This window comes from Streptomyces sp. NBC_00271, from assembly GCF_036178845.1.
Lineage (GTDB): Bacteria > Actinomycetota > Actinomycetes > Streptomycetales > Streptomycetaceae > Streptomyces.
On sequence record NZ_CP108070.1, the window covers coordinates 2,292,545 to 2,304,476 of the forward strand.

General features: G+C 71.0%; 9 protein-coding genes and 1 pseudogene. 6 read left to right on the forward strand and 4 right to left on the reverse strand.

The genetic code is table 11. The annotated features are described in order from the left end of the window. The first annotated feature begins 43 nt into the window (after positions 1 to 43). Positions 44 to 610 carry a class I SAM-dependent methyltransferase gene (locus OG798_RS10930; protein WP_097227707.1) on the forward strand — a complete coding sequence of 189 codons (567 nt, stop codon included), beginning with the start codon at positions 44 to 46 and terminating at the stop codon, positions 608 to 610. A 154-nt stretch (positions 611 to 764) separates the two neighbouring features. Beyond that, the gene (locus OG798_RS10935) at positions 765 to 1,472 is read left to right on the forward strand and encodes a hypothetical protein (protein ID WP_328756877.1); all 708 of its coding nucleotides are present in this window, start codon (positions 765 to 767) and stop codon (positions 1,470 to 1,472) included. Here the strand turns inward: OG798_RS10935 and efeB are convergent. Together efeB and efeU are read right to left on the reverse strand one after the other, a co-directional pair. Beyond that, positions 1,403 to 2,686 carry an iron uptake transporter deferrochelatase/peroxidase subunit gene (efeB, locus tag OG798_RS10940; protein ID WP_267061066.1) on the reverse strand — a complete coding sequence of 428 codons (1,284 nt, stop codon included), beginning with the start codon at positions 2,684 to 2,686 and terminating at the stop codon, positions 1,403 to 1,405. The two genes, OG798_RS10935 and efeB, sit on opposite strands and share 70 nt — an antisense overlap. A 161-nt stretch (positions 2,687 to 2,847) precedes the next feature. Beyond that, positions 2,848 to 5,406, reverse strand: coding sequence for an iron uptake transporter permease EfeU (efeU, locus tag OG798_RS10945; protein ID WP_328760011.1), 2,559 nt, complete (start codon positions 5,404 to 5,406; stop codon positions 2,848 to 2,850). Between the two features lie 566 nt (positions 5,407 to 5,972). On the opposite strand from efeU, the gene OG798_RS10950 reads away from it, so the two are divergent. The 3 genes and pseudogenes from OG798_RS10950 (at position 5,973) to OG798_RS10960 (ending at position 10,548) form a co-directional block, all read left to right on the forward strand. Next, complete coding sequence (locus tag OG798_RS10950; protein ID WP_435864084.1) at positions 5,973 to 7,856, forward strand: phosphatidylglycerol lysyltransferase domain-containing protein; 1,884 nt, start codon at positions 5,973 to 5,975, stop codon at positions 7,854 to 7,856. A gap of 138 nt (positions 7,857 to 7,994) precedes the next feature. Beyond that, positions 7,995 to 9,353: pseudogene (locus OG798_RS10955) on the forward strand (histidine-type phosphatase). Positions 9,354 to 9,480: 127 nt separating this feature from the next. Next, positions 9,481 to 10,548, forward strand: a complete 1,068-nt coding sequence (locus tag OG798_RS10960) for a sporulation protein (protein WP_328756879.1) — start codon at positions 9,481 to 9,483, stop codon at positions 10,546 to 10,548. A 63-nt stretch (positions 10,549 to 10,611) separates the two neighbouring features. On the opposite strand, the gene tatA is transcribed toward OG798_RS10960, so the two are convergent. Continuing rightward, positions 10,612 to 10,890: a Sec-independent protein translocase subunit TatA gene (gene tatA, locus OG798_RS10965; RefSeq protein ID WP_267061070.1), complete on the reverse strand. Its 279-nt coding sequence runs from the start codon at positions 10,888 to 10,890 to the stop codon at positions 10,612 to 10,614. 239 nt (positions 10,891 to 11,129) lie between these two features. Continuing rightward, entirely contained in the window at positions 11,130 to 11,504 is a 375-nt protein-coding gene (locus OG798_RS10970; protein WP_267061071.1) for an FtsX-like permease family protein, read from the reverse strand. Between OG798_RS10970 and OG798_RS10975 the strand changes: the two genes are divergently transcribed. Further along, positions 11,388 to 11,831, forward strand: coding sequence for a response regulator (locus OG798_RS10975; RefSeq protein WP_443053740.1), 444 nt, complete (start codon positions 11,388 to 11,390; stop codon positions 11,829 to 11,831). The two genes, OG798_RS10970 and OG798_RS10975, sit on opposite strands and share 117 nt — an antisense overlap. Positions 11,832 to 11,932 lie beyond the last annotated feature (101 nt).

An 11,932-nucleotide genomic window follows, 5' to 3' on the forward strand; every position in this document is an offset into this window, starting at 1 on the left:
GATACGACGTGCGGCCACGGGACGTGCTTCGAGCATGGTGGGCATGTCGATCACCACCGAGTTCCTCAGACGGCCCCTCATGACCGGTGCCGTGGCGGCCAGTTCACGTCGGCTGGCCCACGCGATGACCGAGGGCATCGGTCTGGAGCGAGCCCGGCTCGTCGTCGAACTGGGCCCGGGGACCGGGGTGTTCACCGACGCGATCCTCGCCCGGCTCGCGCCCGACGCGCGGCTCGTCGCGGTCGAGATCAATCCGGTGCTCGCGGCACGACTGTCGGCCGCGCGACACGACGAACGGCTGACCGTGGTGCGGGGTTCGGCCGCCGAGCTGCCCGCCGCGGTGAGCGGACCGGTCGACGCGGTGGTCTCCGGGCTGCCGTGGACGGTCATGTCGCGGGAGCGGCGCGTGAGCATCCTGGACGCCGTGAACGAAGTCCTGGCGCCCGACGGCCGGTTCACCACCTTCGCGTATCTGCACGCGGCCTGGACTCCGCCCGCCCGTGACTTCACCGCCGAACTGGCAGGCCGCTTCGACCGGTTGGAACGCTCGCCCGTGGTGTGGCCGAATCTCCCGCCCGCCTTCGTGCACCGGGCCACCGGGAAGCCGTGACGCTCGACGCACGGCGACGCATCCCGTACCGATGATCCCACGAAGATCCATCGACCCGATGGAGACCCGACACCGAAGCGGTTGGCGAGCGGAAACCCTACATACTGTAGGGTTTGCCTCATCGTGAGCCTCTTACGTCTCGGGGGACCCCCAAATGAAGGAACGTGACGACGGTCCGTCGGCGCCGAGCGACGGCACCTTCGAGCGGATCCTGGACCGGGCCCTCCACTCCCCCGAGATCATGGCAGCCGTGGAACGCGTCGGCGTGGCGGACACGCGCGAGCGCCTGCGCGCCGAAGCCCTTCAGGCGCGCCCCTCGCTCTCCCGGACCGCCGCTGTCGAGTACGACCAGTACCTCCGAGTGCGGGCGTCCCGACGACATGGCGGCCTCTCAAAGGCCGTCGTACGTGTGGGAGATGGCTCCGTGTCCGTCTCGGCGCTGCTCGTGCCGAGCCTCGGTGTCGTCGCCGCGGGCGTGTACGTCCTGAGCGGGTTCGACCTGCACGCCCTCGACGTACGTCCGCATCTGAACGACGGGCTGATCATGGTGGTGGTGATCCTGGCCGCGGTGACCGCGGGCGCGGCGCTGGGCGACCTTCTCTGGTCACTGGCGACGCGCGAGCGCCCCACCTCGGAGGACCGCGATCCCGAGGTGAGGCGTGCCCATGAGGAGTGGCAACTGGCCCTGATGGAGCGGGGAGTGTTGCCGTTCCTGCTCGGCGCGCTGGACGGGACGGCCTCGTGCCTGCCCCCGCTGCCGGCCCCGGCCCACCCCCCTCTTCCCCCTTCGCTTCAGCCCTCCACGAGGGAGCGGCCCAGCCAGTCGGACTTGTCCTTCACCCCGGGCAGCACGAAGAAGTAGCCGCCCCCGGTGGGGCTGATGTAGTCCACGAGCGGTTCGTCGATCAGACGCGTCTGGGTCGCCTCGAACTGACGGACGACGTCCTGCTGGTAGGAGCAGAAGGCCAGGCCCATGTCGAGGTTGCCCGCCTTGTCGACGCCCCGGTCGTAGTTGTAGCCGCGGCGCAGGATCCGAGCGGTGTCGGTCTTCGCCGTACGGGGGTTGGCGAGCCGGATGTGGGCGTCCAGCGGGATCGCCTCGCCCTTGGGGTCCTTGGTGTAGCGCGGGAGGTCGGTCTCCTGGGCGCCGTCCAGCGGTGCGCCGGTGTCACGGCGGCGGCCGATCATCTTCTCCTGCTCGGTGAGCGAGACCCGGTCCCAGAACTCGACCAGCATGCGGATGATCCGGATGACCTGGTAGCTGCCGCCGACCGCCCAGGACGGTTCGCCGTCGGCCGCGGTGACCCAGACCAGCTTGTCCATCTCGCGGGACGAGGTCGTGTCGGGGTTGGCGATGCCGTCCTTGAACCCGAGGAAGTTGCGCTGCGCGCCGGTCGGACGGGACGGGTTCTGGAAGCCGTCGATGCGCCACTTGATCTGCATCGCGCCGCGGGTGTGCCGGGTGATGTCGCGCAGGGCGTGCAGCACCGTGTCGGAGGTGGCGGCGCACAGCTGCAACGACAGGTCGCCGTGGCACTCGGCGGCGTCGAGGTTGTCGTTGGGGAAGGTGCGCATCGGCTTGAGGTGGCGCGGTATGCGGTCGGCGAGGCCGTAGCGGTCGTCGAAGAGCGAGGCGCCGACGCCCACGGTGACGGTGAGGTCGTCCGCGGGCAGGTCCGGTCCCAGCAGACCGCTGTCGGAGGGCGGTGCCCCCACGCCGAGGTCGACCGGGGTGCCACCGGTGGTCAGGAAGCGGGCCCGTTCGGTGATCGTGCGCAGCAGGGCGACCAGTTGGGTGCGGTCCTCGGCGATGACGTCGAAGGAGACGAAGACGGCGGCCGTGGGCGCGGGGGTGGTGATGCCGGCCTGGTGGGCGCCGTGGAAGGACACCTTGCCGCTGCCCGAGTCGGCCGCCGCGGCGGGAGTGCTGCCCGCGGCCATCTGGGCCCCGACGAGCCCGGCGCCCGCCAGGGCGGCTCCGGCCGCGCCGACGCCGAGGGCGGTCCTGGTGAACGTACGGCGGCCGAAGGGGCAGCCGCCCGGCGCGGCCTGGTCGTCCTGGCTCGGGGTCGTCATCGGGGGAGGTCCTCTCCTGTGGGCACATGGTCCCGGTACTGCGGGGGCGGTGGTTCGGTGCGGGTGGGCCGACGGTCTCGGGCTCGGCGCCACCGGGCTACTGAGGCGGCCTTGGGGCTGCTCACGCGGCCGTGGGGTTGCTCAAGCAGGCGTTGGGCTGCTCACGCGGCCTTGCGGATCTCCAGGAGGTCCGGGATCGGGGCGAGCTCTTCCAACAACTGGCCGACCGAGCCGTCGAGGCGCTGCCGGTCGGTGTCGGACAGCTTGTCCAGCGGCGTCCAGGTGCCGTCCTCGGCCCGCTGGGCGAGCACCAGTTGCTCGGTGCGCCGCATCCACGTGTCGACGGCCGGGATCACCTTGGCGTTGCGCTTGTCGATCAACGGGCGGAGCAGGGTGAGCAGTTCACGGGTGCCGTCGAGGTTGGCCTCGGTGGTGGCCAGCTCGGTGCCGCTGCCGTAGTCGGCGTTGTCGCTCAGTTCGCGGTGCAGAGTGTTCTCGAGGATCTCGTGGGAGCGCAGCGGGAGGTCGGCCGGGTCGAAGTCCTGCTTCGGGAAGTCCTTGCGCAGGGCGTCCACATCGGCGGCGAGTTGCTTGGCGTACGGCGCGAGGGTGGCGGCGGACTGGCCGTGCCACAGGCCGTACTCGATGCGATGGAAGCCGGTGAAGGCGGGGTCGTCGACCCCGCCCGCGAGTCCGGCCGTACGGCCGTTGATCTTCGCGTCGAAGTCGGCGAACGTCCCGTAGGCGGCGCCGAGCGAGGCGTACTGCGTGTGCGCGGGCAGCCAGTCCTTGCGGGCCTGGTCGAGCTTGTCGGCGTCGAGGTCGCTCTGGAGGGTGCGCGTCTTCGTCTGCAGGTCGGCCAGACCCTGGTCGACGTACGTCCGGTAGGCGGCCAGCGGTGCGGCGAGGTCCTTCTCGGAGACCGGCAGCACGGCCTGGACGGAGCCGCCGCGCGCGCTGACGCGTACGGCCGCCGAGGTGACGGCCTTCCCGCCGTTGGGCACACAGCGCCAGGCGTACGAGCCCGTCCCGACGGTGGCGATCAGGGCGCGGGTGGTGCCGGGGGCGATGCCCTCGACCTCGCCGTAGACGGCGTTGCTGACCGGGTCGATCAGATAGATCTCGGAGGTACGGGAGCCGGTGTTGCGCACCTGGAAGGTCTGCCGGCCCGGCTTGGGCGCGGTGAAGCCCTTGCCGCAGTCGGCCGCGGACACCTCGACGACGGGCGTCCCGGACGCGGGCTTTCCGCCGCCGGCGGCGATGGTGATCCCCGCGATGAGCGCGGGCACGGCGACGAGAGCGGCGGGGACCGTCCAGCGGGGGAAGCGACGGGGGGTGGACGGCGTGGCCACGGCGCCCTCGGCGGGAGCGGACGGCTTCTCGGGGCCGGAGGCGGCAGGCTCGGCGGACTTCTCGCCTTCGGCGGTGGGCTCTCCTTCGGAGGCGTGCTCGCCGTCAGCGGTGGGGTCGCCTTCCGCGGCGGACGTGGCGGACGGGCCGGCCTCGGCCTCGATCGCGGCACACGTGGCGGCCTTGTCGGCGTCGACGGAAACGGACCCGGCCTCGCCCCCGGCCGGAGCGGGCGCGGCGGACCGCTCGGCCTCGACGGCGGTCGACGCCGCGGCACTCCCGGCGTCGGGGTCGGGGTCGGCGGGACTCTTGGCCCGCATGGCGGCGGGCGTCGCGGTCTGCTCCGCCTCGGCGGGGTCGAGCGGCACGGACACGCGCTTGGCCGCCCCCGCGACGTCCGTCGCGGCGAGCACCACGGCCTTCGTGCCCTCGGCGGGCGCGGACGCCCCCGCCGTCGGCTCGGCGGCCACCGCGGCAGCGAGCCCCACGGGCACGGAACCGTCCGAGGTCTCGGCCACCGCGGCGGCGGACACCACAGGCACCGGCTTCGCCGGGGCCGCCCCGCGGACGCCGCGCACGAACAGCGTCATCACGATCGCCAGGTACGCGCCGTAGACACCGACCTGAAGCCAGGTCATCTGCGGGGTGAGGTTGAGCGTGCCCTGGACGACGGTGACGTACCAGGAGGCCGGGTCGAGATGCGCCGACAGATCGAAGGCGTACGACGTGCCGCCCGGGATCACCGTGGCTTCCTGGAGGTCGCGCATGCCGTAGCCGAGGACGCCCGCGGCGATGACTATGAGCACGGCGCCGGTGATGCTGAAGAACCGCGTGAGGTTGATGTGCAGGACGCGCCGGTACAGGCCCCAGCACAGCGCCGCGGCCATCAGCAGCCCGACCGCCGCTCCGGCCAGCGGACCCGACGAACTCCCCGCGGCCTGCGCGGTGGTCCACAGGAACAGCGCGGTCTCCAGGCCCTCGCGGCCGACTGCGAGGAACGACGTGGCGATCAGTACGCCCGCGCCCATGCCCAGCGCGGCGGCGACCTTCTGCTTGATCTCGCCGGAGAACGTACGGGCCGAGCGCCGCATCCAGAACACCATGGCGGTGACGAACACGACCGCGACCAGACTGAGCGTGCCCCCGAACGCCTCCTGCGACTTCCCGGGCAGGTTCGCCGCCGTGAACGTGAGGACCGCACCGAAGCTCATCGACAACCCGATGGCGGCGGCAACTCCCGTCCATACATGGGGAAGGCGGGCGCGCTGGTCGGACCGTACGAGCGTGGCCACCAGAACCGAGACGATCAGTCCCGCTTCCAACCCCTCACGCAGACCGATCAGAAAGCTGGGAAACGCGTCGTCCCACACCTCGGGCCTCTCTCCGATGCAGCAGATACCAGGCCGGACGGCCAAGAGCGGGGCTTAGTGTAGGCATGCCTAACTATGGGTCAAGAGAGCGCGCAAATCACGACACAGTGGACGCGGATCGCACGCCGGACCCGGGTCGGCCGTAACGAGGGCAGATCGGCCGACGAGTCGGCGCGGGGGCCACGCAAGGCGGGCATCACGCCCCTGAGCTGCGGTAACACGAGAGCCGTGGACAAGAGCCCCGGCGTCCGCGTCGATGCGCGCGGCGCACGGAGACAGCCCGGCGGCGCGGTCGCGCCCCCACCAGGGAGATTCCGTCCGCGCTTCGATTCTTACCAGCCGCTTACCCCGCGGCACCGCCGGGACCAGGCAGTCTGGCCCCGCAACACCGCTGACCGCCACTCGTTAAGACCCTCGGCGGCAATCCTCACCGTGACCACAACTCACCTTTTCCTTACAGCATGTAGGGTTTCCCCGCTCTGCCCCTCTCAGGGAACACACAGAGTTAGCCGCCCCCGCTCCCGCAGCTCTCCCCCACCGCCCTCTCCCCAAGGTGATGCTCCACGGTGTCTGCACAACAGCCAGTACTCGTCCCGGAACAGAGGAACTCGAAGTCGCGCCGGTCGGACCCGAAGGGACGGCCGGCCATCGGTGACCGGTTGCGACCACGGGCGGCCGCGGCCACGGTCTGGTACCTGCGCCTGCTCGCGCTGCTCAACGTGGTGGCGGTCACGTCGCTGCCGTTCCGGGAAGAGGTGCACGAGCACAACGGAGGTCAGTTCTTCACCCCGTACCTGGCCACGGCCGGGCTGGTCTCGGCCGCGCTGGCGCTGTTCCTGGCTCTGGTGATGCGGCGCCGCAAACGGGCCGCGTGGATCTTCAACATGCTGCTGGCGGGACCGCTCTTCGGGCTGTACGTCCTGGCCCTCACGCAGGAGCAGTACCGACGGCACGGCTTCAACTGGTTCTCGACCGTGTTCACCGGGCTCTTCGTCGTTGCGCTGCTGGTGGGGCGCAGGGAGTTCCAGGCCGTCGGGGACCGCTCCAACCCCCGGCTGGCGCTGGCCGTCGGCGCCGGTGGCTTCCTGGTCAGCGGCACCCTCGGAACGCTGCTGGTGAGCGTCACCAACAAGGTGTCCGGGGCGCCGCTGAGCGACCGGATCGCGTACACGCTGCTGCGCGGGGTCAGCGTCGGCCCGCTCGCCGACCGCCTCGACTCGGTGGTCGCGCCCCGCTGGGTGGACGTGATCGTCAACATCCTGATCGCGGCGTCCTTCCTGCTCGTGCTCTACGCCTGCTTCCGCGCGCCGCGCGGGCGGGAACTCCTCGGCGAGGACGACGAGCGACGTCTGCGCGGCCTTCTCGCCAAGCACGGTGAGCGGGACTCGCTGGGCTACTTCGCGCTGCGCCGCGACAAGGCCGTCATGTGGTCCCCGAGCGGCAAGGCGGCGATCGCCTACCGGGTGGTCGGCGGAGTGACCCTGGCCTCCGGCGACCCGATCGGGGACCCCGAGGCCTGGCCCGGTGCGATCGAGGCATGGCTGCACGAGGCGCGGCGGCACGCCTGGACGCCGGCCGTGATGGGCGCAGGCGAGGAGGCCGGCACGATCTACGCCCGGCACGGCCTCGACGCCCTCGAACTCGGCGACGAAGCCATCGTGGACCGCGCCGACTTCACCCTCGAAGGGCGCGCGATGCGCGGAGTGCGCCAGGCGCACAACCGCATCCGCCGGGCCGGGTACACCGTCGGCATCCGCCGCCACGAGGACATCCCCGAGGCCGACATGGCCACCCTCATCGACAAGGCGGACCACTGGCGGGACGGCGAGACCGAGCGCGGGTTCTCCATGGCGCTCGGCCGGCTCGGCGACCCGGGCGACGGCCGGTGCGTGATGCTGGAGTGCCGCGACAGCCAGGACGAACCGCGGGCCGTGCTGAGCTTCGTGCCGTGGGGCGAGAAGGGGCTGTCGCTCGACCTGATGCGCCGGGACCGTGACTCCGAGAACGGCCTCATGGAGTTCATGGTCATCGAACTCCTGCTGCGCGCCGAGGAGATCGGGGTGCAGCGGGTCTCGCTGAACTTCGCCATGTTCCGTTCCGTCTTCGAGCGCGGCTCCCGGCTGGGCGCCGGACCCGTGCTGCGTCTGTGGTGCGCGGTGCTGACGTTCCTCTCCCGCTGGTGGCAACTCGAGTCCCTCTACCGGGCCAACGCCAAGTACCGGCCCGTCTGGGAGCCCCGTTACCTCCTGTTCGAGAAGAGCAGCGACCTCCCCCGCATCGGGATCGCCGCCGCCCGCGCGGAGGGCTTCCTCACCCCGCCCGCGCTGCCGGCGCTCGGCCGCCGCCCACTCCGGCGGAGGCCGGGAGGACGGTCACGACCGCCGCACGGGAGCGGGCAGGTCCCCCGACAGCAGAGCGGTTCCTCGACCAACACCTCGTCAACCAGGTAACTCCTGGGGCCTGTTCGAGGTGCGGGCGCCGGGGCACGCGCACCCGGCGCCCGCCATGTCACAGTCACCCGACGTTCACGTCGTCCGGAAACGATGCGGCCGATCACCGAGCCCGCCCCCGGACGAATCGACGCCCTCATGAAACGCATCGCGGCCGCCCCCGCCCTGGCCCTCACCCTCTCCGCGCTCTCCGTCCTCCTCATGTCCCCGCTCCCGGTGCAGGCGGCGGGCGGCGCGTCGGGCGGTTACGGGACGAAGACGCCGTACGCGCCGCAGCAGAACGCCCGTACGTACCAGCGGGCACCGAAGGGGTTCGTCCCGGTGTTCACCGAGAACGTGTCCCGGCACGGTGCACGCGCGGCGACGAGCGGCGAGGACGGAGAGTTGATCCTCCAGCTGTGGGACAAGGCCGAGAGCGAGGGCGGACTCACCCGTGCCGGTGCGGAGTTCGGCCCGCAGGTGCGCTCGCTGCTGACGGGGATGGAGAAGGTCGGATACGGCAACCTCAGCGGCCGGGGCAAGCGGGAGATCCAGGGCACGGCGGCCCGCATGGCGCAGCGGCTGCCCGGACTGTTCGCGCGGATCGCCAAGGACTCCGAGCCGATCGACGTGGTCAGCTCGGGCCAGGGCCGCGCCGTCGACAGCGGCGCCCTCTTCGCCTCGGCCCTCGCCGACGCCGACCCGGCGCTCACGCCCCTCATCGGCCCGGCGCGCACCGACCCCGACCTGCTCTACTTCCACAAGTCCGCGGGCGGTGCCGCCTACCGCGACTACATCGCTCACGACCAGCGGCTGGCCACCACCCTCAAGAGCGTCACCGAGCAGCCGGCCACCCACCGCGCGGCCCGCGACATCCTGAAGAGGATCTTCGCCCCGGCCTTCGTGCGGCGGATCTCGGCCGGGGAATTCGCCTCCATCGGCAGCGAGGTGGACGCGGCCCAGGCGGTCTACAACCTCTACAGCATCGCCCCGGCCATGACCGACGAGGGCAGCTGGCACCTGGAGCGCTACCTCGCCCCGCGCGACGCCGCCTGGTTCGCCTATCTCGGCGACGCCGAGGACTTCTACGAGAAGGGACCGGGCTTCGCGGACAGCGACATCACGTACAAGATGGCGGACGTCCTGCTCGACGACTTCTTCAAGAAGGCCGAGGCCAAGCGTGACGGCACCAGCGACCTCGGCGCGGAGCTGCGTTTCACCCACGCCGAAGAGATCATCCCGCTCGCCGCTCTCATGCGGCTGCCGGGCAGCACGAAGCCGGTGACGACGACTCGGCCGTAAACCTATACGGACAACCCCTGGCGGGGCGGCTCGGTGGCTCCGATGGCCGCGAACATCCAGTGGGACGTGTTCCGCAAGGGAGACACCTATCTGGCGCGGATGCTCTACAACGAGAAGGAGACCGCGTTCAAGGCGGGCTGCGCCCCCATGGCGAAGGGCAGCGCGTTCTACGACCTGGACGAGCTGGAGCGCTGCTTCGGGCGCACCGAGTCGTGAAAGATGCCTCCGTCCAGGTGACTTGGGAACTTCTTTACTGATGCCGTCAGTTCTGATCACACGGCTCGGGGCACGCTCCGAGCCGGTTCGGAACGATGAGTGCGATCAGTGAAGGAGCCACACCGACATGGTGTTCAAACGGCTGCTCGGGGCGATGGGCGCAGGCGGCCCCTCGGTGGACACGGTTCTCGACGGCGGCGCGGTGACGCCCGGCGGGATCCTGTCCGGGCAGGTCCATCTCCAAGGTGGCAGCGCGGACGTGGAGATCGAGCACATCGGGCTCGAGCTGATCGCCCGGGTGGAGGCCGAGCACGAGGACGGGGAGAGCGAGGGCGCCGTCGTCTTCGAGCGGTTCACGGTCGGCGGCGGATTCCGCCTCGCCGAGCAGGAGCGGCACAGCGTTCCGTTCAGCGTGTCCCTGCCGTGGGAGACACCGGTCAGCGAGCTGTACGGGCAGCCGCTGGGCATCGTCCTCGGTGTGCGCACCGAGCTCGCGGTGGCCGGTGCGAGGGACAAGGGCGACCTGGATCCGCTCGCGGTGCGTCCGCTGCCGGTCCAGGAAGCGGTCCTGGAGGCGCTGGGGCAGCTGGGCTTCGGCTTCAAGTCCGCCGACCTCGAACACGGCCACATCGGGGGTACGGGGCAGCAGTTGCCCTTCTACCAGGAGATCGAGCTGACGCCCGCGCCGCAGTACGCGCACGTGGTGAACGAGATCGAGCTGACCTTCCTCGCCACCCCGGCCGGCATGGAGATCGTCCTGGAGGCCGACAAGCGCGGCGGCCTCTTCGAGTCCGGGCAGGACACCCTCACCCGCTTCACGGTGAGCCATCACGATGTCGGGGCCCGCGACTGGAACAGCGAGGTCGACGGCTGGATCAGGCAGTTGGTGGAGCACCGGGCGTCGTACGGCTCCCACGCCACATACGGCCACGCCGATCCGTATGCCGCCGGAAGCGGGTACGGGCATCACTCGGCCCATGGGTCCGGCCACGAGTCCGGCTACGGGTCCGGCTATGAGTCCGGTCATGGGTCCGGTCACGAGGGCCACCGCTCCGGGCCCGGCCTCGGTACCGCGGTCGCGGCCGGCGCGGCGGGACTCGCGGTGGGGGTGGTCGGCGGGCTGGTCGCGGCCGAAGTCGTCGACGAGGTGGGCGACTTCTTCGAGGGCGACGACGAAGGCGGCGAAGAGGACTGAGTCCTCAGACGTGTCCGTGTCCGGGGGCGGTGTGCGCCGTCCCCGGACACGGACCACATGGGCTCAGTGCGCGGCGCTCGGGGCCTCGGTCGTCGCGCGCGGGGCGGCCTGCTCGGCGGAGTTCCTGATGACCGCCGTGGGGGTCACCGGAGCCGCGCCCTGTTCGGCGGTGGCGGCGGACGCGGGGCTCTCGTCCTTCATCGCCTTGGTCTCGCTCTTGAGGATGCGCATCGACTTGCCCAGCGCGCGGGCGGTGTCCGGCAGCTTCTTCGAGCCGAACAGCACGATGAGCACGATCGCCACGATCAGCAGGTGCCAGGGTTCCAGTCCGTTGCGGAGCATCGCGCGCTCGCCTTTCCTCGCCTCGGTCGAGGGCACGCCCCACTGGCCGCCACCCACTTGAAGATTGCCGCTTTGCGCAACTGTACAACCATGGGCTCGGCTCGCACGGCTCCCGGCTCCCCCTTCCGTCCCCTTTCCGTCCCCCTTCCGTCCCCTTTCCGTCCCCCTTCCGCTCCCGTTCCGCTCCTGTTCCGCCGCTATTCCGTGCGCACGGCGACGGCACTACGGGTCCAGGCGGCTCAGCCCGCGGGCAGCAGCGCGCCCAGGACGGCGATCAGCAGTCCACCGAGGGCGAGCAGGACCAGTTCGGGCGTGCGGTAGACGGCGATGACGGACTCGGGCAGGTTCGGCCCGGCGCTGTGTCCCATGGCAGGCATGATCCAGCCGTGCAGGGCGACGCCGAGCGGCACTCCGACGGCGCCGCCGACGAGTCCGGTCATGACGACCGAGGTGACGACCATGACGACGGTCTGCCGCGGCGTCATTCCGAGGGCCTTGTGGATGCCCAGGTCGCGGACCCGTTCCCGGGTGTCGAGGACGACTCCGCTGAGCACGCCGAGTCCGGCGACCGCGACGAGCATCAGGGTGAGCACCCCGGTCAGGGAGTTCAGCACGGCCTGGAGGCGACCCGCCGCATCCTGACCGGCGCGTCCGACCCGCCCCGCGTGATCATCCTGACCACCTCCGACCTCGACGACCTGGTGTACGCGGCGCTGTCCGCCGGGGCCAGCGGGTTCCTCCTCAAGGACGTCACCCCCGAACACCTGGTCTCCGCCGTCCGCCTGGTCCGCTCCGGCGACGCGCTCCTGGCCGAGGCGACGGTCAAGACCCATGTCGCCCGCATCCTCGCCAAACTCGGCCTCCGCGACCGCGTCCAGGCGGTCGTCATGGCGTACGAAACGGGCCTGGTCACGCCCGGCACCGTGGCGAGAAGCACGTAGGACCGACGAGTTCCGGCCGACAACTGCCGCTTTATTTCTACAGTGATGTAGTTTTTTGGTGTCGATCCATCCAGTGCCGGGCATCCACTCGCCCGGCCGAC

Coding starts and splice junctions, on each gene's coding strand:
- OG798_RS10930 (WP_097227707.1), top strand. CDS start 44: ATGTCGATCACCACCGAGTTCCTCAGACGGCCCCTCATGACCGGTGCC.
- OG798_RS10935 (WP_328756877.1), top strand. CDS start 765: ATGAAGGAACGTGACGACGGTCCGTCGGCGCCGAGCGACGGCACCTTC.
- efeB (WP_267061066.1), bottom strand. CDS start 2,686: ATGACGACCCCGAGCCAGGACGACCAGGCCGCGCCGGGCGGCTGCCCC.
- OG798_RS10960 (WP_328756879.1), top strand. CDS start 9,481: ATGGTGTTCAAACGGCTGCTCGGGGCGATGGGCGCAGGCGGCCCCTCG.
- tatA (WP_267061070.1), bottom strand. CDS start 10,890: ATGCTCCGCAACGGACTGGAACCCTGGCACCTGCTGATCGTGGCGATC.